This window comes from Brevundimonas sp. 01N35 (assembly GCF_056399785.1).
In genome coordinates this window covers 38,840-62,085 of sequence record NZ_JBFTRZ010000009.1, presented here as the reverse complement: position 1 = coordinate 62,085, position 23,246 = coordinate 38,840, and the positions used below count along the sequence as shown (strand labels likewise).

The window sequence follows — 23,246 nt, the reverse complement described above, 5'->3', positions numbered from 1 at the left end:
TTCCGACCGCGACCTTAGCGCGCGTCACAAACTTTATAAAATGCCGCGATCAGCCCTTGCGCCCCCCCGGCATCCTGAGTAATAGGACGGCCCTTCGGGCAACCCAACGGGTCGCAGCGAAGGACCGGCGCCACACCAAGGGCGCAGACGACGGTACGGGTGATTAGCTCAGTTGGTAGAGCAGCTGACTCTTAATCAGCGGGTCCACAGTTCGAACCTGTGATCACCCACCATCGTCTTCTCAAGCACATGACAGATACTCAGCCCTTCGGGGCCGATGATCGCGTGCGTGGTCAGGTGACCTGACGCTTCTCCAGTTTTCGAGCCAGGGTGCGGCGGTGCATGCCCAGGCGGCGGGCGGTCTCGGAGATGTTGAAGTCGGTCTCGGCCAGCACCTCGTGAATCCGCTCCCACTCCAGCGTCTTGATCGAGGTCGGGCGGGCGCTCAGGGCCGCGTCGGGATCGCCGTCCTGCCGGGCGAAGGCGGCCTCGATCTCGTCCGTGCCGGCGGGCTTGGCCAGATAGTGCCGAGCGCCCAGCTTGATGGCCTCGACCGCCGTGGCGATGCTGGCGAAACCGGTCAGGACGACGATGTTCAGTTCGGGGTCGAAGGCGTGGAGCGTCTGCACGCAAGTCAGACCCGACGCAGCCCCCAGCTTCAGGTCCACCACGGCGTATTGCGGATGATGGATGGCCAGCAGATCGACCAGTTGTTCGTGGCTGCGCGCCGACACCACAGCATAGCCGCGCCGTTCGAACGACCGGCGCAGGGTCTTGGCGAAGGCCTCGTCGTCCTCGACGATCAGCAACTGTCGGAGCGCGTCGGTCATATCGGTCCTTTTGGAGCCAAGGCCTCCAGAGGCAAGGTCAGGCGGACGCAGGCGCCGCCGCCGCGTCGGTTGGTCGCGACGACCGTTCCGCCCATCTTGCGCAGCACATTGACCAGCAGGAACAGGCCCAGCCCCGCCCCCGCTCGGCCCTTGGTGGACTGATAGGGCTGTCCGACCCGTTCAAGGATCTCCGGCGCGAAGCCCGGCCCGTCGTCGTTGAAGGCGACCGACAGCAGGTCCTCGTCCAGCGCCGCCTCGACCGCAAGGTGTGCGGCCCCGGCTTCATGGGCGTTGTCCAGCAGGGCGCTGAAGACCTGCTTCAGGGCCGGGTCGGCGATGATGCGGGGATCACGCGGCGACGGGCCGGTCAGCGACACCGCCATGGCCTCGCCCGACTTGTCGCCCCAGTCGGCGACGATCTCGGACAGGAAGCCGCCCAAGGTGGTAATGGTCGGCGCCTCGCCCCTCGCCTCGCCCGCCGACATCAGGATGCCGGTGACTATGGTCTTGCAGCGTTCGACTTCGGCCTGCATCTCGATGATGTCGGCGGTCAGATCGGCGTCTCTGGTCAGGTCCGGCATCCGCTTCCAGTCGCTGAGGATGACCGACAGCGAGGCCAGCGGCGTGCCCAGTTCGTGCGCGGCGCCCGAGGCCAGCAGACCCATGCGGACGATGTGATCCTGTTCCGCCGCCTGCTGCCGGGCGTCGGCCAGATAGGCGTCGCGCGCCCGCACGTTCTGGGTCGTTCGCGTGACGAAGGCGACCAGCAGCACGGCGATCAGGATGAAGTTGACCAGGGCGCCGGCCTGGATCAGCCCCAACCGCGCGTCGGCGCCCGGCGGCAACAACAGCGGCTGGTGCCAGAGCGCCAGCAGACCCAGACAGGCGCTGGTCACCAGCACAAAGCCCCAGGCGTAGGGCGGCCGCAGCAAGACCGCCGCCAACACGATCTGCATCAGATAGAGGGCTGCGAACGGGTTGCTCGCCCCTCCGCTGAAGAAGAGCAGCCAGGTCAGGGCGGCCACATCAACGAACAGGGCCAGCAGCAGTTCGGGATCGGTCACGCTCTGACGGCGCAGGGTGACCGGGGCGCTGGCCAGGTTCATCAGCGCCAGGGCGGTCGGGGCCAGCAGCAGCATCCCCAGCGGCAGAGGGATCTTCAGCCCCCAGTGGACCACCGCGATGGTCACGACCTGACCGATCACCGCCAGCCAGCGCAACTGGATCAGCAGCAGCATGTTGCGCCGCCCGGCCGCGCCCGGCGACACCGCAGCTTCGGCCCGGTCGTCCAGACCCAACAGGCTGCGCGCGACGCGGATCACGCTCATCGCGCCGCCCTCCGTCGCTGTTCCTCGCGCCAGAACAGGACGAAGCCCGCCGCCGCCATCAGGGCCAGACCGAACCAGGTCAGGGCGTAGATCAGGTGGCTGTTGGCGAAGCGCACCACCGTCAGCCCGCCTCGCGGCCAGCCGCCCGGATTGGGCGTGGCGTCGGCGTCGATGAAGTAGGGTGTAACCGGCCCCGGCAATCCCTTCGCCTTGGCAATGGCCGCCACGTCGCGCGAGAACCAGCGGTCGCCCGCCGGATCGTTGGCGCGCAGGAAGCCGCCGTCCGGCTCGGTCAGGCGCAGCAGGCCGACGACCGTCGCCTCGCCCTCGACCTGACCGCTTGCGCGATCCGTCGGCGCTTGGCGTTCCGGCGGGACGAAGCCCCGGTTGATCAGGACGGTGAAGCCGCGATCCGTCTTCAGCGGGGTCAGCACCCAGTACCCAGGGCCGAGGTCCGTCACCGCCTTCACCAAAGCCTCGCGCTGATGATCGAAACGGCCGCTGACGACGACCCTGCGATACTGATCCGCCTGACGCGTGATGATCTGGTCCGGCAGCGGCGCGGCGACGGGCGCGGCGTGGATGCGGGCGTCGACCAGCCGGATCAGCTCCTGCTTCCAGGCCAGCCGCTGCACCTGCCAGACGCCCAGCGCCGAGAAGCCCGCGAACAGGACAGCGAACATCACCGCGCCGAGGATCAACGCGGTCATCGAACGCGGCGGCCGTGCAGGTCGCGACGACGGTTCTATGGCTTTGTCCCCCCTGCGGCTCGGCGCGGCTCAGCCCATGGTGCTCATGTCGTGATTGGGCATCATATTGGTGTTCAGGTGGTACATGACCCACACCGAACCGGCCACGGCGATCACCACGATGACGAGGGTGAACATCAGCGCCAGCATGTTCCATCCGCCCTCGGACTTATGGTTCATGTGCAGGAAGAAGATCATGTGCACCACGATCTGGATCACGGCGAAGGCGGTGATGATCAGACCGGTCGCCATAGGCGCCAGCGCTCCGGTCATGACCAGCCAGAACGGGATCGCCGTCAGCACGACCGACAGCAGGAAACCGATCATGTAGGTCTTGAACGAGCCGTGATCGTGATCCTCGGTGTCGTGATGATCGACGACATGGTCGTTGTGAGCCTCGGCGGTCATCGCAGCATCCCGAACAGATAGACGAAGGTGAAGACGCCGATCCAGATGACGTCCAGGAAGTGCCAGAACAGGCTGAGGCACATCAGCCGGCGCCGGTTGGCCGGGATCAGCCCCTTGCGCGCCACCTGCATCATCAGCGTCACCAACCAGATGATGCCGAAGGTGACGTGCAGGCCGTGGGTGCCGACCAGAACGAAGAAGGCTGACAGGAAGCCGCTGCGCTGGGGCGTGGCGCCCAGATGGATCATGTGGGCGAACTCATAGAGCTCGATTCCCAGGAAGCAGAGGCCGAAGACGCCCGTGATCGCCAGCCAGGTCTGCATCTGGGCCGTGCGGTTCTTCACCATGGCCAGCATGGCGAAGCCATAGGTGATCGACGACAGCAGCAGCATGGACGTGTTCAGCGCCACCAGCGGCAGGTCGAACAGATCCTTGGGCGCGGGGCCGGCCGCATAGTTGGCGCCGATGACGCCATAGACGGCGAACAGCATGGCGAAGATCAGGCTGTCGCTCATCAGGTACAGCCAGAACCCCAGCATGGTGCTGTGGCCTTCCGCGAGGTGCGGGTCCTCGACCGGGTGGTGGTAGATCGGCCGCCCGGACGCGTCGATATAGTCAGGGTGCAGGGAAGCTACGTGGCTCATCGGATCACCCCCTGCGAAACCGCTGCGGCCGCCAGGGCCTCGTTGTGCGCGTCCTCGGTCGCCTGAACCATCTCGGCCGGGATGTAGTAGTCGCGCTTGTAGTTGAAGGTGTGGAAGATGGCGTAGGCGATGAGGGCGAAGAAGCCCAGCGCCGCCAGCCACCACATGTGCCAGATCAGGGCGAAGCCCATGACCGTCGACAGGCCGGCCAGGATGACCCCCGCCCCCGTGTTCTTGGGCATGTGAATGGGTTTGAAGCCCTCGAGCGGGCGCTCATAGCCGCGCGCCTTCATGTCCCACCAGGCGTCGCTGTCGTGGATGATCGGCGTCCGGGCGAAGTTGTAGTCTGGCGGCGGCGAAGACGTCGACCACTCCAGGGTGCGGCCGTGCCAGGGGTCGCCCGTCTCGTCGCGCAGCTTGTCGCGATTGATGATGCTGACGGCGAACTGGATCAGCATGGCCAGGATGCCGACGGCGATGATGCCCACGCCGATCGCCGCGATGACGAACCAGATCTGGTAGGACGGATCATCGAAGACCCGCATTCGCCGCGTCACGCCCATGAAGCCCAGGACATAGAGCGGAGCGAAGGCGACCCAGAAGCCGATCACCCAGCACCAAAAGCTGACCAGGCCCCACTTCTTCTCCAGCCGGAAGCCGAAGGCCTTGGGCCACCAGAAGTTGATGGCGGCGAACAGGCCGAACAACACGCCGCCGATGATGACGTTGTGGAAGTGAGCGATCAGGAACAGGCTGTTGTGCAGGACGAAGTCGGCCGGCGGCACCGCCAGCATCACCCCCGTCATGCCGCCGATCACGAAGGTCAGCATGAAGGCGACCGTCCACATCATCGGCAGCTCGAAGCGGATGCGGCCGCGGTACATGGTGAACAGCCAGTTGAACAGCTTGGCCCCTGTCGGGATCGAGATGATCATCGTCGTGATCCCGAAGAAGGAGTTCACGCTGGCGCCCGAGCCCATGGTGAAGAAGTGGTGCAGCCACACCAGGTAGGACAGGATGGTGATCATCACCGTCGCATAGACCATGGAGGTGTAGCCGAAGAGCTTCTTGCCCGAGAAGGTCGAGGTGACTTCCGAGAACACGCCGAACAGCGGCAGGATCAGGATGTAGACTTCCGGGTGGCCCCAGATCCAGATCAGGTTCACGTACATCATCGGATTGCCGCCGAAGTCGTTCGTGAAGAAGTTGGTGCCGAGATAACGGTCTGCAGTCAGCAGGGCCAGAACGGCCGTCAGCACCGGGAAGGACGCCACGATCAGGACGTTGGCGCACAGCGAGGTCCAGGTGAAGACGGGCATCTTCATCAGGCCCATGCCCGGCGCGCGCATCTTCACGATGGTCGCGATCAGGTTGATGCCGGACAGGGTGGTCCCTACCCCCGCGATCTGCAGCGCCCATATGTAATAGTCCACGCCGACGCTGGGACTGTATCCGATGCCGGACAGCGGCGGATAGGCCAGCCATCCGGTGCGCGCGAACTCGCCGATGAACAGCGAGGCCATGACCAGTACAGCGCCCGCCGTCGTCATCCAGAAGCTGAAATTGTTCAGGAAGGGGAAGGAGACGTCCCGCGCCCCGATCTGCAGCGGCACGATGTAGTTCATCAGGCCGGTGATCATCGGCATGGCCACAAAGAAGATCATGATCACGCCGTGGGCGGTGAAGATCTGATCATAGTGGTGGGCGTTCAGATAGCCCTCGGACCCGCCGAAAGCCATGGCCTGCTGGAGCCGCATCATGATGGCGTCGGCGAAGCCGCGCAGCAGCATCACCGTGCCCAGGATCATGTACATGATCCCGATCTTCTTATGGTCCACCGTCGTGAACCACTCGGTCCACAGATAGCCCCACAGCTTGTAGCGGGTGATCAGGCCCAGCATGGCCAGCCCGCCCAGCACGACGACAGCGAAGGTGGCGACCAGAATGGGTTCATGAAGCGGCAGGGCGTTCCAGTCCAGCCGGCCGAAGATCAGGGATGCGATATGGTCTATGGACATGTCGGTCAGGCGCTCAGGATTGCGACGCGGGCGTTGCGTCGGCGACGGTCGGCGCAGGGGTCAAGGAGGGACGGGCGGCTTCTGCGATTTCGGTCAGGGCGGACTGGCCGGGGCGCGGCAGGCCCGCGCCCAGCATCTGGGCGGCCGAGGTCGATCGGGTCATCTGCACAGCCAGTTCCTGACGGCGGCGGGCGGCGTCGACGGCGGCCTTCTCGGCCTCCAGCGGAGTGCAGATCGCCATGACGTAGGACTCGCCTGAGCCGAAGGCGGCGTCGCCGCGTCGGGCGTATTTGTCGTAAGCCAGCGGCAGGGTGGCGTGGACGGCGGTCAAGCCCAGGCCGCCCTTCTTGTCGATGGCCATCATCTCGCCCATGCACATCTTGCCCGGCTCGACGCACATGTTCAGCACGGCGTCGAAGAGGCCCTGATCGACCGAACCGTAATGGAGGACGGGGACCTTCTCGCTGGGCTTTTCAAGCTCCAGATAGGTCTCGCGGTCCAACCCCTGACCGGCGGCGCGCACGCCCGCGACCCACTGGTCGAAGCCGGCCTGATCCAGCCCGTGGAAGGCGAAGCGCATGTTGGAGAAGCCGTCGCCGGAATAGTTGGCCGAGAAGCCGACATAGTCGCCTGGGCGGTTGATGACGGCGTGCAGCTTCGTCTCCATCCCCGGCATGGCGTAGATCTGGCCGGCCAGGGCGGGAATGTAGAAGGAGTTCATCACCGCCGACGAAGTGATGTGGAAACGGATCGGCCGGTCCACCGGCGCGGCCATCTCATTGACCGTGGCGATGCCGTACTCCGGGTAGATGAACAGCCATTTCCAGTCGAGGGCGACGACGTTGACCTGCAGCGGCTCGACCTCGGCGACCACGGCCTGTCCCTTGTTCAGCCGGTCCAGCGGCCGATAGGGGTCCAGCAGGTGGGTGCCCGACCAGGTGACGGCTCCCAGGCAGATGATGATCAGCAGCGGCACGGCCCAGATCACCAACTCCAGATGGGTCGAGTGGTCCCAGTCCGGCTCGTAGCGAGTCTCCTTATTGGAGACGCGATATTTCCAGGCGAAGAAGACGGTCAGCGCCATCACCGGAAGGATGATGATCAACATCAGCGCCACCGACACCAGCAGCAGATCGCGCTGCTGCGCGGCGATATCCCCGGCGGGCGAAAGCACCACGGCTTCACAGCCCGGCAACAGGGCCAATAGGGGCAACAGCAAGAGAGGTCGCAGGCGGCGCACGTCGGTTCCAGTCGAAGAAGATGGCTCTGGCACGGTCATCGTGCTTGGCCCGTAGCGCCGCAGGCCCAAACCCGACATTGGACAATCCGTCCTATCCCGTCCGCAGACGTTAGGGAGCAAATCACGGCTTTCGCCATTCTTACCGTGTGGGCGCGCGTGTCGCGCTCGGGTCCAGGGAACGTCATCGGTCATGAACGCCACCAGCGGCGCGCCTTCTTCAGAGTCCCTCGAGCGGGACGCCAGCCAGATCAACGCGCGAAACGGCAAAATCGACGCCGGAGAAATCGCTATCGGGGTGATCATCGGTCGCACCTCGGAATTCTTCGACTTCTTCGTCTATGCGATCGCCTCGGTCGTAGTGTTTCCGCAGTTGGTCTTCCCCTATGCGGGACCGCTGGGCGGAACGTTGCTGTCGTTCGCGGTGTTCGCCGTGGCCTTCATCGCCCGCCCCTTCGGCACGGCCCTGTTCATCGCCATCGACCGGCGCTTCGGACGGGGGACCAAGCTGACCATCGCCCTGGTCCTGATGGGCCTGTCCACGGTCTGCCTCGGCTTCCTGCCCAGCTATGCGCAGGTCGGCCACTGGGCGGCGGTCGTCCTGATCGTGCTGCGCATCGGCCAGGGCGTGGCCCTGGGCGGCGCCTGGGACGGCATGGCGTCGCTGCTCGCTGTCAGCGCCCCGGCAAACCGCCGCGGCTGGTACGCGATGGTACCCCAACTCGGCGCGCCCTTCGGCCTGATCGTGGCCAGCGCCCTGTTCGTCTATTTCATCAGCAAGCTGTCGGCGGCCGATTTTCTGGACTGGGGCTGGCGCTATCCCTTCTTCGTCGCCTTCGCCATCAACGTCGTGGCCCTGTTCGCCCGCCTGCGCATCGTGGTCACGCCCGCCTTCCAGGCCGCCTTCGAGACTCTGGAACTGCACCCCACCCCCGTGACCAAGGCCGTGCGCGAAGAAGGGTCCAGCATCGTCATCGGCGCCTTCGCTCCCCTGGCCAGCTTCGCCATGTTCCACATGGTGACCGTCTTCCCCCTGTCCTGGGTCTTCCTGTTCACGCGCGAGGCGCCCAACCGCTTCCTGATCATCGAACTGATCGGCGCCGTGTTCGGCCTGGCCGCCATCATGGCCTCGGGCTGGCTGGCCGACCGCTACGGCCGGCGCGCCGTGCTGGCCGTCACGGCGGCGGGCATTGCGGCCTTCAGCGGCTTCGCGCCGCAACTTCTGGACGGCGGCGCGGCGGGCGAACTGGCCTATATGATCCTCGGCTTCGTGCTTCTGGGCCTGTCGTTCGGCCAAGCCTCGGGCGCCGTCGCCTCCAGCTTCAGCCTGACCAACCGCTACACCGCCTCGGCCCTGACCTCGGACCTCGCCTGGCTGTTCGGCGCCGGCTTCGCCCCCCTGGCGGCGCTCGCCCTGTCGAGCAAGTTCGGACTGGTTGCGGGCGGCGGCTACCTGCTGTCGGGCGCGATCTGCACCCTGCTGGCGCTGTGGCTGAACCGCGAGCTCGCCCAGGGGCGAGCCGGCGCCAAGACCTGAGCGCCTGACCAGACAGGCCCTACCCCATCTTATCGGGGGCGCGATCCGGATCGCGCCCCCTTTTTCATGCGTTCCAGCCCGCGAACGTCGCCGCGTATGGGCGTCCTCAGGTCGACAAGGTTAGCGACGGTTTACGATGCGGCTTAAGGCCCGGCTAAGCCTGTCTGATCGCCTGAAGTTAAGAGCCGACAAGTATCGTCCTGTTGAAATCAAGGGTGATGAGGACGTCATGACCAAGCTGAAGTCGGCAAAACGCCGTACGTTTCTGGCGATCGCCGCCGGCCTGACCGCCCTCCTCGCGCCGCAAGTCGCGGCCGCGGGCCCGACGGGGGGACAGTCTTATCAACTGCGCGCCACCGTTCCAGTCGCCTGCTGGGTTCGACCAACCGGAACGGTCCTGGCCGTGACCGGCCGCATGGGCTCGGTCGTCGAGGCCTGCAACAGCCCCGGCGGCTTCACCGTCTCGGCCCAGTACCGCCCCCTGTCAGGTACGGAAAAGGCCAAGATCATCTATGGCGACCGCTCCATGAGCCTGGCCAAAAGCGGCCTGCTGGAACTGCGCCGCTCCAACATGGCGACCATCCGCACCGTCGACTATCGTTTCGAGGAAGTTGAACTGGAACAGCCCCTGATCCTGGCGCTGACGATCCAGCCTATCTAGGGAGATCGCAGTCCGAATACTGAAACGCCCCGCAGGATCTGCGGGGCGTTTTGGCATCCAACGATCCGACGCCAGGTCAGATCGCGGCGACCGTGAAGGTCAGAGTGTCGCTGTAATCGCCGGCCCGCTTGCCCGCGACGTCGCCGATCCGCACGCTAAGCGGATAGTCGTCCCTGCGCGCGGTCTGGGACACGACATTGATGGTGTCCGTGCGCTGGAGGTTCATGTCCTGGGTCCCGACCTTCAGGTTGTAGTCGACGTACCAGGCCGTGGCGCCCTGGCGCAGTCGGCCGCGATTGGCCGAGGTGACGGAGACACGATAGCCGCCTGTGCTGTGCACATATAGCGTGGTGTTCAGCGGCTGCGGCCCCTCGGTCAGTTCACCCAGGTCGATGACCGCCGTGCCGTGCGGACGAGAAAACTCGCCCTTCAGGCCGATCGCGGCGGCGGCGGCGAGGTCCAGCGCCAGGGTGACCGGACGCATGGCGTGGACGTTCGTATTGGCCTGCTCAAGCGACAGATAGACGACCTGCGTGTACAGCCCCTGGGCGACGCCCGCGTCAGGGAAGGCGGCGAAAGTCAAACGCGCGAGCTTCTGCTCGTCCTGCTTGATCGAGACGCTGGTGCCGGCTCGACGCGCGCTCTCGCCGGTGCGCGGCGTGATGTCGACGCTGCCGAAATCGACATCGACAAGCGCGTAACGAACGCGGGTCACATTGCCGGGACTGGCCAGACCGAAAGCCTCACCCTGCAGCGACGCCAGGATATTGCCGTTGCAGGGGCTTCCGCCCCGGTTCACCAGCATCACGTCGAATTGGCGCTGGGCGACTTCGTCTTCCAGCGGATTGTAGCGGATCGTCCATTGCTCCAACGCAGGTTGGATCGACAGTTCGCACTTGGCCTGAGCGGAGGCCTCAGCCGGGATCAACGCCAGAAGACCGAACGCAGCTGCGGCGGCGAAGGATTTCGAGAGGGTGGAGACCATGATCGTCTTCCTTCCGTTCATTGGTCGGTGATGTCGACCGGCACGGCGACAGTCTTGAGGTCCAGCAGGCCTTCGTTGTCGGCTGGAACCGTGAACTCGAACCCGGCGGCGGGCGAAGTGAAGAGCTCGACCCGATAGGTCTTGCCCGGAATCAGCTTCTGGATGGCGAACCGCCCCACCGAGTTGGTGAAGAACAGCTCCGGCTCGGCCGTCGGATCGTCGACCAGACGGACGCGACCGGAGATCAACGCGGCAGGCTTGCCGGCGTTGCCGACCATCCGCCCCAGGGCCGACACGAAGGCGTCGCTGCCGACCTGGATAGCGTAACCGCTCTTGTAGGCCGGCCGCACGCGCCGCACGCCCTCGCCGATGTCGTAGCCCGGCGGCACGCCCAGGACGTCATAGCGCACGGACTGATCGACATAGGACGTCAGGGTGTTGGACACCGCCGGCCCGAGGGCGCCGCTGCGCGAGGTGTAATTCCCGCGTTCGAACGATTCCCCGACGATCACCGGCCTGTCCGCCAGCGACTGGTGCGGATACAGGATGGCGAAGCTGTCATAGATATTGCGGCCGATGGCGACCTTGCCGCCCGCCGTGGCGATCGACGAGCCGACGCGCAGCGAGGTCACCTGCTCGTCGGTAATGCTGCTGAAGCTCCGGCCGAAGGTCGTGTGCGTCAGGCTGGCGTCGAAGCGGTTGGCGATATAGTCGACCTGCCCGCTCAAGGTGCCGGGGCCGTCGTCGTAGGTCGAAGCGACCGAGTAACCGAACGATCCGACGCGGTTCTCCGTCGATTGCTGGAACCGCATGCTGCCGCTGTTGCGGGCCGTGCTGTAGCGCGCCTCGCCGCGACGATCATAGCGCGGCTGCCACACCAGGGCGACGGTCACGCCGGCGCCGTTGGCGCTGCGCGTGCCGAAGTTGTTGCCGAAGTCGACCCATTCAGCGCCGACCTGAATGCTCCATTGCGGAGTGAAGCGATAGGAGTTGATGACGTTGAGGATATAGGAATCGCGCGCCGCCCCCCGGCTCATGCGATAGGAGGCGCTCAGCGACGTCGTCCAGTCCTCCGAGAACTGGTGGGAATAGGCGCCAGTGAAGGCCCAGGATGTCGGGTTCTCTCCAAACGCATTGCCGAGCGTGGCATAGTCTTTGGACGTGAAATCAGCCACGACCGTCCAGCTATCATATGTGCCGCCCAGATCGACGAAGTGATCGTAGCTGAGCGCAGAGGCATAGCCCGCGCCCGCATCTCCGTTGCTGACCGAGGCGTCCAGTTGCAGGCGAGCGCCGTTTTTCAGGATGAACTGAGTCTGACCGGTGACGTTCTGGACAGCTTCCGACGCCTGGAAGCCGACGCCGACGGCCGGCTTGTTCACGAAGGCCTTACGCCAAAAGCCGCTGAAGGCCATATCGCCGTCGGAATAATCCGGCGAACCAAACGTCCCTGAATTGGTGACGCCCAGATAGGCGCCGTATTCATAGTCGCCCGGCTCTAGCTGGATCGTATCCAGATAGGCGCTGTAGGCGACCGTCTCGCGACGGCCCGACTCGTTCTGGATCTCCAATTGGACATCGTTCGAGCCGGCGTCGAGCGGCAGGTTGGACAGGTCGTACTGGCCCGGATCCAGCTTGAACTCTCGCACGAAGACACCATTGCGCAGCACGCGAACAGTCGAGGTCTCCTGCAGCACCAGTTGGCGGCCGCCGGACAGGACATTGTTGCGGAAGCTGTCGAAACGCTGCTTCTGGCGCGTCACGCCGATGCCGCCCATTTCGACGAAACCCTGGCGACCGCGCGTTTCGACGCTCAGGTCGCCCAGATACCAACGGCGGTAGTCCTCCGGCTGATCGAAGACGAAGCGCGCATAGCGACGCTGAACCTCATACTCGCCCGAGAACTGGTCCTCGCGCCCCTGGACGTCAGCCTCGAACACAAGGCTCTTGTAGCGCACCGCGCCGTTGAGGAAGACGTTAGGCGACGTCACCTCGCCGGTCGACTGACGCCGCGACACGGCAAGATTGGTGTTCAGATAGGCGGTGAAATCCTCGGGCGCCTCGCCCGGCGTTTCTGGTTGTCCGCCCTGGAACAGGGACTCGACCGATCGCTTGGTCGGGTCGATGCGCAGCACCAGCACCGCCAGTTGGTCGGGATCGTAGTCCAGTGAAATTCCGGTGGCGTTGATCTCCTCCGGCGCGAAGGATTCCACGCCGGCCAACCGCGTCTTCAGTTCTTCCTGCGCCTCGGGCGTCAGCAAGGGGTCGATCAGCGCCCGGAACCCGGCGCTTTCAACGATGAAACGGTCGTCGCGCGTCAACAGCACCGGCATCTCGCCCAGTACACGACGATTGAAATTCAGCGGCACCGTCATGGCGATGTCGCGGTCGTAAGGATTGATGTTCGGGCGCGTCTGCGGCGCGGGTGACGCCGCCTGAACCGACGCAGCCTGGACCGGCGCTAGGGCTTCCGCCGCCTGGGCGACGGCCTGCGATGCAGCCTGCAACAGGCTCGCGGCCTGGGCGTGCGCCCAGCCGCCAGGCACGGCCATCACGGCCGTGGCCAGCGCGATCCTCGACGCCGCGCCCCGCAGCGCCTTCCCCCCCGTCGTCCTCATCGTGCGAACCGCACGCTCACCGGCTTGGCCGGGTCCAGTTCGACGCCGGTCGGCAGTTTGAACGTCCGCTTGCCGCCCAGGGGCGCCAGATAGCCGACGCCGACCAACTGCGAGATCTCGCTGCCGGCGTATTCGCGGCGGAAGGGCTCGCCCGTCTTGCCCGTGCCTTCCACAACCCAAGTTGCCCCGCTCATCAGGGCGTAGCGCTTGCCGGAGTTGCCGACCACGATTTCGACGCCCGGTTCGGCTGGCGGCGGCGCCACCGCTGCGCCGCCAGTCAGGCTGGGATCGATCTCGGCGCTCGGCGGCGTGACCATGGCCGGCGTCGCTGAAACGACCTCGACCTTGGGCTCGGCGCCGGGAGGAGCCACGACGATCAAGGCCTTCATCGTATAGAGAACCTGAACCGACACGACGCCGCCGCTGTCAGGAATGCTCGGATCGGTCGCGACCGGCAGTTGCTTCACCCACAGATAGTAGGCGTGCGAAGAATCGATGGTCGGCTCGCCGACCCATTGCACACGCACGACCTGACGGCCGCCCACCGGGACCAGGCCTTGCGGCGGGAAGACCAGGAAGTCCTCGTCCGCCGGGGTCTCGACGATATTGCCGTCCGCGTCGACCTCGATGCGGGTGATCATGGTTTCGAACGGGAGCGCCGCCGAGCCGATATTGCCGACCTCGATCCGGGCGGCCGATCCGGCGCCCGTCGTCGACAGTTCGGACACCATGGGCGAGACGCGCATGGCCCAGGCGGCGGACATGACCAGCAACCCGGCCGCTAGGCCGCCGACTACGGCGCCCAGCCGGCTGAAGCGCATGAAGCGAAAGCCAGATCGCAGCATCAATCGTTACTCCCCGAGGCCGTCCGCGGACCGCCGTCTCAAGAAAATTCTTGCGGACCGAAACCCGCCGTTACGGCGACACGCCGCGCGGCTGAAAGCCTAACGAGCAATGATCACCGAAACGAAAACGGGGAGGGCCAAGGCCCTCCCCGAAGTCGTCCATTTTCGGGCGGCTTAGAGGCCGGTCGAGATCAGGACGCTGAACGAACCTTCATAGGCGCCGGCCAGCAGAGCCTTGGCGGGCTGCGGCACCGTAACGAACATCGTCATGTTGGACTTCCAAGCGCCGTGCTGAGCCGAGGTGTTGGCCAGTTGGTTCGCCGCGACTTCAAGCGTCTGCGACGTGCCGGCGGCCGGAGCGCCGTTGCCGCTCGCCGTGTACAGGGCCTCCACCGAATAGGGCAGGTTGGCTTGGAAGACGCCGGTGTCATAGCCGGTGCCCGACGAGTTCACCATGCCGCCGATGTTCGACTTGGTGATCTGAACCTTGCTGGCGGTGTTGCAGCCGGCAAGGTTGGTGCTGATCGTGACGATAGCCGGGCCAGTCATGGTGAAGGCGGCGACCGGACCGGCGTCGTCCGTGGCGTGAATGCCGATCTGGCCGAAGTCGACGATCTTGCTGGCGCTGTCGCCCGAATAGTAGGCGCAGTCGGGGGTGACCGAGCCCTTCAGGGTGAAGGAGGCGCCGTCCGAGGTCGACGCCGTGCCGTTGTTGCTCATCGAAGCGCCGAACGCCTGCCAGGCAGCGTGGGGCGCGTTGACGTTGAAGCTGTTGCCGAGGTTGAAATCACCCGGCGTGGAGTTGGTGGTGACGCCGCCGACGGTCTTCTGACCGAAGTTGACGATGTCGGCCGAAGCGGCCGAGGCGGACAGGGCGGCGATAGCGACGCCGGCGAGGATCGAAGCGATTTTCATAGGAATTCTCCAAATGAGGTTCTGACGAAACTTGTCGACCGAGATGGAGACGCCCCCTCGATCTGCACAGAAGTTACCAAAATGTAAAAAGACAAGTCAATGCGTATAAACCGTTGTTAGGCATCTTTTATTTCACTCAACCCACAGGGGATAAACAAAACGCCCAATTAAAACGCAAAAGAAGACCATCACACTCATGATGGACTTCACGATACTCCTGAAACAGGCCGCTTTCGGCGCGCAGTTATGAGATTTTATACTAAACGCGAGGCGCCACGGTGATATTGAGAACTTCTGAATACTCACCCGCCAACAAACCCACCCCCTTGAGCTGATCGGTGCGGATCTGGATGCGGCCGCCGCCTTGGGCGATGCCCTCGCCGCTGCTGAGCGTCTTTTTAGCCACCAGGTCTTCACTGGCGAAGCTGCCGCCCAGCGTCGCCGCCTGGGGGCTGACGGTCGGGATAGCCACGTTCAGCGTGTAACCGAGAACGCCTGCGAACGGCCCCTCTCCGCCCGGCCTGACCGCGTGGGCCAGACCGCCACGCATCGACTGGAAGCTGATGTCGAAGGGGACGTTGCACGACAGGCCGAAGTCGGCCTCGACCTGCTGGCCGCCGGTCAGTTCGCCGAAGTCGATGTCGCCGCCGCCCGACAGACGGCAACTGGGGGTGATCTTGCCCTTCACGATGACGTCCAGACTGCCGACCAGGCCGCTGTCGATCATGGGCTCGGCCGACGCCGCCGAAGCGGCCGCCGCCAGCACCAGCGCCATCAGGCCGCCGACGCGCGCCATCGGACGCACAGCTGCGCGCTTCACTTCTGAAGTGGTCAGAAACCAGCCCACCATTCGCCCCCCAAGCCGCAATCTCGCAGCGCCCCCGCCACCAGGAGGGGGTTTGTTGGTCAGCGTTCCAAGAGATGTGCCATCCCGTTTTGGCACGCCCTTGCAGCAAGCACGGCGTCAGGCCCCCTGCGTGCAAGGGTTAATGAAACGTTAACGATCGCCGTTCTACGGGTGTCGTTAAGCTTTGGCAAGCAATTGCCCCATTTTGGGAAATTGTCGGTTTAGGGAAGAGGCGCCTCAGCTGGCCTTGGCGCGGCGTCGCCAGGCGGTCAGCAGGTGTTCGGTGTAGCCGTTGGGCTGCTCCAGGCCCTTGAACACCAGATCGCTGGCCGCGCGCCACGCCGGCCCGTCGAAGGCCGGGGCCAGCGTACGGTAGGCGGGATCGCCCGCGTTCTGGCGATCGACCACGACGGCCATCCGCTCCAGCGCCGCCCTCACCTCGCCCTCCGTCACCACGCCGTGGCGCAGCCAGTTGGCCAGGTGCTGGCTGGAGATACGCAGCGTGGCGCGGTCCTCCATCAGGCCGACGTCGTGGATGTCCGGCACCTTGGAGCAGCCGACGCCCTGATCGATCCAACGCACAACGTAGCCGAGGATGCCCTGGGCGTTGTTGTCCAGTTCCTGGCGGATATCGTCGGCGCTCGGCGTTCCCGTCGCAAACGGCGGGGTCAGCAGCGGCGTCAGTCCCGTGGCGGGACGCATCCTTATCTCGGCCTGCCGCGCCCAGACGTCGACCTCATGATAATGCAGCGCGTGCAGGGTCGCTGCCGTCGGCGACGGAACCCAGGCGGTCGAGGCCCCGGCGCGCGGATGACCCGCCTTGGTCGCCAGCATCTCGCCCATGCGGTCGGGCGCGGCCCACATCCCCTTGCCGATCTGGGCGCGGCCGGACAACCCCGCCTTCAGGCCGATATCGACGTTGCGGTCCTCATAGGCCTTGATCCAGCCGGTGTTGCGGACAGCCTCTTTCCTGACCACCGGCCCGCCCTCCATCACCGAATGGATCTCGTCGCCGGTGCGGTCCAGGAAGCCGGTGTTGATGAAGGCCACCCGCCCCTTGGCCGCCGCGATGCAGTTCATCAGGTTGACGCTGGTGCGCCGCTCCTCGTCCATGATGCCCATCTTCAGCGTCAACGGCGGCAGGCCGACCATGGCCTCGACCGCGTCGAACACGGCGTCAGCGAAGGCGACCTCCTCCGACCCGTGCATCTTGGGCCGCACGACGTAGATGGAGCCCGCCGGGCTGTTGCGCTGATCCGCCGGCCGCTTCAGGTCGTGCAGGCCGATCAAGCCGGTCATGGCGATATCCAGCAGGCTCTCGGGGACCTCGCGCCCCTCCCCGTCCAGCACCGCGTCGGTCGTCAAGTGCAGGCCGACGTTGCGCACCATCAGCAGGCTGCGCCCCTTCAGGGCGAAGGCCGTCCCGTCCGCCGCCGCATAGGCCCGGTCGCCGTTCATGCGCCGCTGCACCGTCTGGCCGTCCTTGACGAAGCCTGCCGACAGGTCGCCGCGCATCAGACCCAGCCAGTTGGCATAGACCAGCCGCTTGTCCTCGGCGTCCACCGCCGCGACGCTGTCCTCGGCGTCGGCGATGACCGACAGGGCCGCCTCGACCACGACATCCGCCACGCCCGCCGGATCGGTGCGGCCAATCGGATGGGCGCGGTCGATAACGATCTCCAGATGCAGGCCGTTGTGACGCAGCAGCACGCCCGAGGGCGCCGCAGCCTCGCCCGCATAGCCGACGAAGGCGGCCGCGCTGGACAGGCCAGTCTCGATCCCGCCGTCCAGCGTCACGACCAGCCGTCCATGCTCGACGCGATAACCCGTCGCCTGGGCATGCGAGCCGACCGCCAATGGCGCCGCCTGATCCAGCAAGGCGCGGGCGCGCGCGATGACCTTGCCACCGCGCTCAGAGTCATATGCGCCGCCCTTGGGCGCTTCACCCAAGGCATCCGTGCCGTAGAGGGCGTCGTACAGGCTGCCCCAGCGCGCGTTGGCGGCGTTCAGCAGATAGCGGGCGTTGGTCAGGGGCACGACCAGTTGCGGTCCGGTCAAGGTCGCGATCTCGGGATCGACATTGGCCGTCTCGGCGCGCGCGTCGGTCCGCTCGGGCTCGATGTAGCCGATCTCACGCAGGAAGGCCTGATAGGCGTCGGGGTCCGGCGGACCCGGATGGGCGCGGTGCCAGTCGTCCAGCCGTGCCTGCAGGTCGTCGCGCCGCGCCAGCAGCGCCCGGTTCGTCGGCGCATGGTCGGCCAGAAACCCCTCGAACCCGGCCCAGAAGGCCTCCGCCGTCACGCCCGTCCCCGGCGCCGCCTCGTCGCGCACGAAGGCGTCCAGTTCGGCGGCGACGTTCAGGCTTCCGTGGCGGACATAGATGGCGGACATGGCGGGTTCTCCTTGAGCCTCGACCCTAGCCGCGCGCCCGCGCCCTATCCACGACAAAGAAGGACGGCTATCTTTGCTGAAACAGCAATGATGAGACCGCGTCATGCTCGACGAGTACGAGATCTTCGTCCGCAGTCTGGAGGAAGGCAGCCTGTCCGCCGCCGCCCGGCGGCTGGACCTGTCGCCCGCCGTGGCCTCGCGGCGGCTGGCGCGGCTGGAGGACCGGCTGGGGGTGCGGCTGATCGAGCGCACCTCGCGCCAACTGGCCCCGACCGAGGCCGGGCGCATGGTCTATGATCGCGCGGTGCGCATCCTCGACGGCGTGGATGATCTGGAAAGCCTGGTGTCGCGCCGCACCACCCAGGCTCGCGGCATGCTGCGGGTCTCGGCCCCGACCTCGTTCGGGCGGCGGCGGCTTGCGCCGCTGCTGGCGCCCTTTCTCGACGCCCATCCCCGGCTGACGCTGGAGTTGAACCTGACCGACGCCTTCGTCGATCTGATGGCCGAGGACGTCGATGTCGCCGTCCGCATCGGCAGTTATGAAGGCGACAACCCGGCCATGCACCGGCTGGCCCCGAACCGGCGGGTCCTGTGCGCGACGCCCGCCTATCTGGCCGAACACGGCGCGCCTCGGACGCTGGACGATCTGCGCGCCCACGCCCAACTGGCGGCCGAGAACCAGTCCGCCTGGCGGCTGGAAGGCCCCGACGGCCCCGTCGTCTTCCGCGCCCGCAGTCGGGTGCGGACCAACTCCAGTGAAGTCGCGCGTGAACTGGTCCTGGCCGGGGCCGGCATCGCCCTGCGCTCGACCTGGGACGTGGGCGAAGAGTTGCGCGACGGGCGGTTGAGCCGGGTGCTGCCGCAATATGCCGGGGCGTCGGACGTGGCCGTCTTCGCCCTGACCGCCGGGCGGGCGCGGGCCGAAAACCGGGTGCGGGCCTTTATCGAATTTCTGGCGGGCCTGTACGGCGATGTGCCAGAATGGGACAAATAACATCTTTCCTCCCCATGCCATGGGGAGGTGGCGCGTCGCGATAGCAACGCGACGGAGGGGGCGACTCGACGACCGACGTTTGCGTCGCCCCCTCCACCGCTACGCGGTCCCCCTCCCCACAAAGTGGGGAGGAAAGAGACTTACTGCGCCACCGCCGTCTTCGGCTTCAGATACCGATCCAGCCAGGTGACCATCTCCCACTGCGTATGCCCGACCGACTCCCGCGCGCGGTAGCCGTGGGCTTCCAGCGGCAAGACGACATAGCGCACCGTCGCGCCATTGCCCTTCAGCGCCGCATAGAAGCGCTCGGACTGCACCGGGAAGGTGCCGGAGTTGTCGTCGGCGCCGCCGTGGATCAGCAGGATCGGCTCATTGACCTTGTTGGCGTAGGTGAAGGGCGACATCTCGTTATAGGTCTCGGTCGCCTCCCAGTAGTTCCGCTGCTCGGCCTGGAAGCCGAACGGCGTCAGGGTGCGGTTATAGGCGCCTGAACGCGCGATGCCGGTCTTGAACAGGTCGGTGTGGGCCAGCAGGTTGGCCGTCATGAAGGCGCCGTAGGAGTGCCCGCCCACGGCGATCCGGTCGCGGTCGGCGACGCCCAGGGCCACCACCGCATCGACCGCCGCCTTGGCGCTGGCCGACAGTTGCTCGATATAGGTGTCGTTCGGCTCGGCCCCGTCCTTGCCGACGATGGGCATGGAGGGATTGTCCAGGACAGCATAGCCCTGGGTCAGCAGGAACAGGTGGCTGATGCCCGCCGGGCGCACGAAGCGGTTCTCGGTGTCGACCACCTGACCGGCCACGGCGGCGTCGGTGAACTCGGCCGGATAGGCCCACATCAGCAGCGGCAGCGGACCGTCGCGATCCTTGTCGTAACCGGCCGGCAGATAGAGGGTGCCCGACAGTTGGACGCCATCGTCGCGGGTATAGGTGATCAGTTCGCGCTTCACCTCGGCCAGTTGCGGGGCCGGATCGGGAAACTGGGTCAGTTGCGTCACGCCGCCGTCGAGGTCGCGCAGACGCAGGTTGGCCGGGTCGGTGCGGCTTTCGCGATAGGTGACCAGTTTACGGCCCGCGTCGTCCAGGATGCCGACGACGCTTTCGTATTCGCCCTGGGCCGAGCGCCAGAGACGCGCCGTCTCGCCGGTTTTCAAGTCCAGAGTGTCGAGGAAGGGATACTCGCCCTGACGCGTCGCGCCGTCGCCCTCGACGAAGACCTTTGTACCGTCGGCGGTGAAGCGGATGACCGAGCGGCCGCGCGCGTTCGGCTCGACGACGACCGAGCCCGGATCGTTGTAACGGTCCTGATAGTTGCGATCGACCAGAACGCGGCCTGCGCCGGGGTTGGACGGATCGACCAGGGTGCGGGTCTCGTGGCGGGTGTTGAACCAGCGGCTGTTGACGATGGCCGTGTCGTCGCGGCCCCAGTTCACGCCGGAATAGCGTTCCTTCAGGTCGATCAGGGTGCGCGGACGGTCGTTGAACGGCGCTTGCAGCATCAGGACACGGTCGCGGACCTCCGCGGCGTTGCGCGGATCGCCGCCGTCCTGAGCCTCGACCCAGACCAGGGTCGCGTCGGCGTCGGCGCGCCACTGGGCCGCGCGGGGGCCGGGGGCCACGGCGTCGAACGGCGTCGGCACGTTGTCGCGCAGCGGCAGGTCGGCGACGCGGTGCACTTCACGCCCGTTCAGGTCGGTGATGACGACGTCCGCCGGGAACAGGTTGGCCGGCACGACATAGGAATAGGGCTTCTTGACCCGCGTCTGCAGGACATAACGGCCGTCCGGCGACACCGAAGCGCCCAGAATGACGCCGGGCTGGCCCAGGGTGCGGGCGCGGCCGTTCAGCGGCACGACGGTCAGTTGGCTGGTGAAGTAGTGCTCGAACAGGGCCTCGTCGCCGGCGTCGGCCAGCAGGTCCTGATAGGTGCGCACCGGCGCCGCGCGACCGCCGGTCTCGGCCACGGTCGGGCCCGAGGGCGGGCGGGTCACGTCGGGCGCGGCGCGGCGGCCCGCGGGCACGGCCTGAACCAACAGACTCGAGGCGTCGGGCAGCCAGCTGAAGCCGGCGCCCGCTGCGGCGTTGACAGTCGGTCCCGTCAGGCGGCGCGCCTGGGCCGAGGCCACGTCGGCGGTCCACAGCTCAAGGCCGGTCGGCGTGTTCAGCAGGAAGGCCACGGCCTTGCCGTTCGGCGCCCAGCTGACGTTCGTCAGCCGCGCATTGGCGGGCAGACCCGCCACGACGCGGGCCGCGCCGCCATCGACCGCCTGGAAGCTGAGACCGGTCAGCCAGGTGACGCGGCTGTTGGCCGGGCCGTTGTTCTGCGGATTGATGCGGTAGCCGGCCAGGCGCAGCATGGGCTCCGCCAGTTCGGCGATGGTCGGCAGGTTCGACCGGTCTTGCAGCAGCAGGGTGCGGCGGTCCGGGCTGACGCTGGCCGTGGGATTGGGCTTGGAGTCCAGGATCTGGGCGATCGGCTGCGGCGGCTGATGATAGGTGGTGGACGCGGCGGGCGCCTGGGCGGCGGCCGGCATGGCCAGGGCGGGCACGGCGGCCAGAAGGACCAGGACAGGCAGGGCCTGCTTCAACAGTTGACGACGCATTAACGCTTCCCCCCAAAGGATATGGACGCCCCAAACTTTCAGAGCGCCTTGGTCTAGGGGTCAGCTTGCCCAGGGGTCAACCCGAAAGGCTTTGCTGGAGCTCTTCGACCGGAATGCGGGCGCTTGCTCCCTGCCCTCGCCCGCTTTATGGACGGATAAGACCGCAATATTCATCAGACGGTGAAAAAGGGAGAGTGATGCGCAAGATCTACGCTGACGTGACGTCCGCGCTGGAGGGCCTGACCTTTGACGGGATGACCGTCATGTCCGGCGGTTTCGGCCTGTGCGGCATTCCCGAAAACCTGATCGCCGGGCTCAAGGCCTCGGGCGTGAAGGGGCTGACCGTCATCTCCAACAACGCAGGCGTGGACGGCTTCGGCCTGGGCCAGCTGCTGGAGACCAAGCAGATCGCCAAGATGATCTCGTCCTACGTCGGCGAGAACAAGGAGTTCGAGCGGCAATACCTCGCCGGCGAACTGCAGCTCGAGTTCAACCCCCAGGGCACCCTGGCCGAGCGCATCCGCGCGGGCGGCGCCGGCATCCCCGCCTTCTTCACCGCCACCGGCGTCGGCACCCTGGTGGCCGAAGGCAAGGAAGTGCGCAACTTTGATGGCAGGGACTACGTCATGGAAACCGGCCTGATCGCCGACCTCGCCATCATCAAGGCGTGGAAGGCCGACGAACGCGGCAACCTCGTCTTCCGCAAGACAGCCCGCAACTTCAACCCGATGATGGCCACCGCCGGCAAGGTCACGGTCGTCGAGGTCGAGGAGATCGTCCCGACCGGCTCGCTGGACCCTGACCACATCCACACGCCGGGCGTCTATGTCGACCGCCTGATCCAGACCGTGTCCGAGAAGCGCATCGAACAGCGCACTGTCCGTCAGAAGGAGGCCTGAACCATGGCTCGCACACGCGAACAACTGGCCGAGCGCGCCGCCAAGGAGTTGCAGGACGGCTTCTACGTCAACCTGGGCATCGGCATCCCGACCCTGGTGGCCAACTACATCCCCGTCGGCATGGAAGTGACCCTGCAGTCCGAGAACGGCATGCTGGGCATGGGCCCCTTCCCCTATGAGGGCGAGGAAGACCCCGACCTGATCAACGCCGGCAAACAGACGATCACCGAGATCGCCGAGAGCGCCTATTTCAGCAGCGCCGACAGCTTCGCCATGATCCGCGGCGGCCACATCAACCTGTCGATCCTCGGAGCCATGGAAGTGGCCCAGAACGGCGACATCGCCAACTGGATGATCCCCGGCAAGCTGGTGAAGGGCATGGGCGGCGCCATGGACCTGGTCGCGGGCGTTAAGCGCGTGGTCGTGGTCATGGATCACGCCAACAAGCACGGCCAGTCCAAGGTGCTGAAATCCTGCACCCTGCCGCTGACGGGCACGGGCGTGGTCAGCCGCATCATCACCGATCTGGCCGTCTTTGACGTCAAGCCGGACGGTTCGGGTCTGGAACTGATCGAACTGGCCGAGGGCGTGACCCTGGACGAGGTCGCAGCCAAGACCGAGGCGACCTACACCGTCGCGCCGGGCCTGGGCTGAATCGCCCTCCCCGTCTGAAAACAGAAACCCCGGCGACCGCGAGGCCGCCGGGGTTTCTATTTCTCCCTTCTCCCTCAAGGAGA

At 66.1% G+C, this 23,246-nt stretch carries 19 protein-coding genes and 1 tRNA gene; 6 read left to right on the top strand and 14 right to left on the bottom strand.

What is annotated here, in order from left to right; translation table 11 throughout:
* The first annotated feature begins 157 nt into the window (after positions 1-157).
* Positions 158-233 (top strand) — tRNA-Lys (locus AC1DJ5_RS10865).
* 60 nt (positions 234-293) lie between these two features.
* Here the strand turns inward: AC1DJ5_RS10865 and AC1DJ5_RS10860 are convergent.
* The 7 genes from AC1DJ5_RS10860 to cyoA form a co-directional block, all read right to left on the bottom strand.
* Complete coding sequence (locus AC1DJ5_RS10860; protein ID WP_477020594.1) at positions 294-830, bottom strand: response regulator transcription factor; 537 nt, start codon at positions 828-830, stop codon at positions 294-296.
* On the bottom strand, positions 827-2,158 hold the full coding sequence (locus AC1DJ5_RS10855; RefSeq protein WP_477020593.1) for an ATP-binding protein: 1,332 nt from the start codon (positions 2,156-2,158) through the stop codon (positions 827-829). Before AC1DJ5_RS10855 ends, AC1DJ5_RS10860 begins: the two co-directional genes overlap by 4 nt.
* Positions 2,155-2,868, bottom strand: a complete 714-nt coding sequence (locus AC1DJ5_RS10850; RefSeq protein WP_477020592.1) for an SURF1 family protein — start codon at positions 2,866-2,868, stop codon at positions 2,155-2,157. Before AC1DJ5_RS10850 ends, AC1DJ5_RS10855 begins: the two co-directional genes overlap by 4 nt.
* Positions 2,869-2,937: 69 nt before the next feature.
* On the bottom strand, positions 2,938-3,315 hold the full coding sequence (gene cyoD / locus AC1DJ5_RS10845; protein WP_477020591.1) for a cytochrome o ubiquinol oxidase subunit IV: 378 nt from the start codon (positions 3,313-3,315) through the stop codon (positions 2,938-2,940).
* Complete coding sequence (gene cyoC, locus AC1DJ5_RS10840) at positions 3,312-3,959, bottom strand: cytochrome o ubiquinol oxidase subunit III (RefSeq protein WP_441455512.1); 648 nt, start codon at positions 3,957-3,959, stop codon at positions 3,312-3,314. Before cyoC ends, cyoD begins: the two co-directional genes overlap by 4 nt.
* Positions 3,956-5,977: a cytochrome o ubiquinol oxidase subunit I gene (gene cyoB, locus AC1DJ5_RS10835; protein WP_477020590.1), complete on the bottom strand. Its 2,022-nt coding sequence runs from the start codon at positions 5,975-5,977 to the stop codon at positions 3,956-3,958. The genes cyoC and cyoB overlap by 4 nt, the downstream gene beginning before the upstream one ends.
* A 13-nt stretch (positions 5,978-5,990) precedes the next feature.
* Positions 5,991-7,196 (bottom strand): ubiquinol oxidase subunit II, encoded by a 1,206-nt coding sequence (gene cyoA, locus AC1DJ5_RS10830; RefSeq protein WP_477020589.1) that lies wholly within the window; start codon positions 7,194-7,196, stop codon positions 5,991-5,993.
* 211 nt (positions 7,197-7,407) lie between these two features.
* On the opposite strand from cyoA, the gene AC1DJ5_RS10825 reads away from it, so the two are divergent.
* Both AC1DJ5_RS10825 and AC1DJ5_RS10820 read left to right on the top strand, forming a co-directional pair.
* On the top strand, positions 7,408-8,751 hold the full coding sequence (locus AC1DJ5_RS10825; protein WP_441455508.1) for an MFS transporter: 1,344 nt from the start codon (positions 7,408-7,410) through the stop codon (positions 8,749-8,751).
* Between the two features lie 229 nt (positions 8,752-8,980).
* Entirely contained in the window at positions 8,981-9,412 is a 432-nt protein-coding gene (locus AC1DJ5_RS10820; protein ID WP_477020588.1) for a hypothetical protein, read from the top strand.
* 76 nt (positions 9,413-9,488) lie between these two features.
* On the opposite strand, the gene AC1DJ5_RS10815 is transcribed toward AC1DJ5_RS10820, so the two are convergent.
* The 6 genes from AC1DJ5_RS10815 to AC1DJ5_RS10790 all read right to left on the bottom strand — a co-directional run bounded on the left by AC1DJ5_RS10815 (position 9,489) and on the right by AC1DJ5_RS10790 (position 18,013).
* Positions 9,489-10,397 carry a hypothetical protein gene (locus tag AC1DJ5_RS10815; protein WP_477020587.1) on the bottom strand — a complete coding sequence of 303 codons (909 nt, stop codon included), beginning with the start codon at positions 10,395-10,397 and terminating at the stop codon, positions 9,489-9,491.
* 17 nt (positions 10,398-10,414) lie between these two features.
* On the bottom strand, positions 10,415-13,015 hold the full coding sequence (locus AC1DJ5_RS10810) for a fimbria/pilus outer membrane usher protein (protein ID WP_477020586.1): 2,601 nt from the start codon (positions 13,013-13,015) through the stop codon (positions 10,415-10,417).
* On the bottom strand, positions 13,012-13,863 hold the full coding sequence (locus AC1DJ5_RS10805; RefSeq protein WP_477020585.1) for a fimbrial biogenesis chaperone: 852 nt from the start codon (positions 13,861-13,863) through the stop codon (positions 13,012-13,014). The genes AC1DJ5_RS10810 and AC1DJ5_RS10805 overlap by 4 nt, the downstream gene beginning before the upstream one ends.
* 171 nt (positions 13,864-14,034) lie before the next feature.
* Positions 14,035-14,775 carry a hypothetical protein gene (locus tag AC1DJ5_RS10800; RefSeq protein ID WP_477020584.1) on the bottom strand — a complete coding sequence of 247 codons (741 nt, stop codon included), beginning with the start codon at positions 14,773-14,775 and terminating at the stop codon, positions 14,035-14,037.
* A gap of 259 nt (positions 14,776-15,034) precedes the next feature.
* A complete protein-coding gene (locus AC1DJ5_RS10795; protein WP_477020583.1) occupies positions 15,035-15,595 on the bottom strand; it encodes a hypothetical protein in 561 nt (186 codons plus the stop codon).
* Positions 15,596-15,859: 264 nt separating this feature from the next.
* Complete coding sequence (locus AC1DJ5_RS10790; protein WP_477020582.1) at positions 15,860-18,013, bottom strand: malate synthase G; 2,154 nt, start codon at positions 18,011-18,013, stop codon at positions 15,860-15,862.
* A gap of 103 nt (positions 18,014-18,116) precedes the next feature.
* Here AC1DJ5_RS10790 and AC1DJ5_RS10785 point away from each other — a divergent pair, with 103 nt between their 5' ends.
* Entirely contained in the window at positions 18,117-19,007 is an 891-nt protein-coding gene (locus AC1DJ5_RS10785; RefSeq protein ID WP_477020581.1) for a LysR family transcriptional regulator, read from the top strand.
* Between the two features lie 140 nt (positions 19,008-19,147).
* Here AC1DJ5_RS10785 and AC1DJ5_RS10780 read toward each other — a convergent pair whose 3' ends face one another.
* On the bottom strand, positions 19,148-21,610 hold the full coding sequence (locus AC1DJ5_RS10780; RefSeq protein ID WP_477020580.1) for a S9 family peptidase: 2,463 nt from the start codon (positions 21,608-21,610) through the stop codon (positions 19,148-19,150).
* A 197-nt stretch (positions 21,611-21,807) separates the two neighbouring features.
* Here AC1DJ5_RS10780 and AC1DJ5_RS10775 point away from each other — a divergent pair, with 197 nt between their 5' ends.
* Positions 21,808-22,509 carry a CoA transferase subunit A gene (locus tag AC1DJ5_RS10775; protein WP_178826065.1) on the top strand — a complete coding sequence of 234 codons (702 nt, stop codon included), beginning with the start codon at positions 21,808-21,810 and terminating at the stop codon, positions 22,507-22,509.
* Positions 22,510-22,512: 3 nt separating this feature from the next.
* The gene (locus tag AC1DJ5_RS10770; protein WP_477020579.1) at positions 22,513-23,163 is read left to right on the top strand and encodes a 3-oxoacid CoA-transferase subunit B; all 651 of its coding nucleotides are present in this window, start codon (positions 22,513-22,515) and stop codon (positions 23,161-23,163) included.
* Positions 23,164-23,246 lie beyond the last annotated feature (83 nt).

Bases quoted from the DNA above. Each gene is read 5' to 3' on its own strand.
- AC1DJ5_RS10810 (WP_477020586.1), bottom strand. From the start codon at position 13,015: ATGAGGACGACGGGGGGGAAGGCGCTGCGGGGCGCGGCGTCGAGGATC.
- AC1DJ5_RS10850 (WP_477020592.1), bottom strand. From the start codon at position 2,868: ATGACCGCGTTGATCCTCGGCGCGGTGATGTTCGCTGTCCTGTTCGCG.
- cyoD (WP_477020591.1), bottom strand. From the start codon at position 3,315: ATGACCGCCGAGGCTCACAACGACCATGTCGTCGATCATCACGACACC.
- AC1DJ5_RS10815 (WP_477020587.1), bottom strand. From the start codon at position 10,397: ATGGTCTCCACCCTCTCGAAATCCTTCGCCGCCGCAGCTGCGTTCGGT.
- AC1DJ5_RS10775 (WP_178826065.1), top strand. From the start codon at position 21,808: ATGCGCAAGATCTACGCTGACGTGACGTCCGCGCTGGAGGGCCTGACC.
- AC1DJ5_RS10780 (WP_477020580.1), bottom strand. From the start codon at position 21,610: ATGCGTCGTCAACTGTTGAAGCAGGCCCTGCCTGTCCTGGTCCTTCTG.
- AC1DJ5_RS10820 (WP_477020588.1), top strand. From the start codon at position 8,981: ATGACCAAGCTGAAGTCGGCAAAACGCCGTACGTTTCTGGCGATCGCC.
- cyoC (WP_441455512.1), bottom strand. From the start codon at position 3,959: ATGAGCCACGTAGCTTCCCTGCACCCTGACTATATCGACGCGTCCGGG.
- AC1DJ5_RS10860 (WP_477020594.1), bottom strand. From the start codon at position 830: ATGACCGACGCGCTCCGACAGTTGCTGATCGTCGAGGACGACGAGGCC.
- AC1DJ5_RS10825 (WP_441455508.1), top strand. From the start codon at position 7,408: ATGAACGCCACCAGCGGCGCGCCTTCTTCAGAGTCCCTCGAGCGGGAC.
- AC1DJ5_RS10855 (WP_477020593.1), bottom strand. From the start codon at position 2,158: ATGAGCGTGATCCGCGTCGCGCGCAGCCTGTTGGGTCTGGACGACCGG.
- AC1DJ5_RS10790 (WP_477020582.1), bottom strand. From the start codon at position 18,013: ATGTCCGCCATCTATGTCCGCCACGGAAGCCTGAACGTCGCCGCCGAA.
- AC1DJ5_RS10800 (WP_477020584.1), bottom strand. From the start codon at position 14,775: ATGAAAATCGCTTCGATCCTCGCCGGCGTCGCTATCGCCGCCCTGTCC.
- cyoB (WP_477020590.1), bottom strand. From the start codon at position 5,977: ATGTCCATAGACCATATCGCATCCCTGATCTTCGGCCGGCTGGACTGG.
- AC1DJ5_RS10785 (WP_477020581.1), top strand. From the start codon at position 18,117: ATGCTCGACGAGTACGAGATCTTCGTCCGCAGTCTGGAGGAAGGCAGC.
- AC1DJ5_RS10770 (WP_477020579.1), top strand. From the start codon at position 22,513: ATGGCTCGCACACGCGAACAACTGGCCGAGCGCGCCGCCAAGGAGTTG.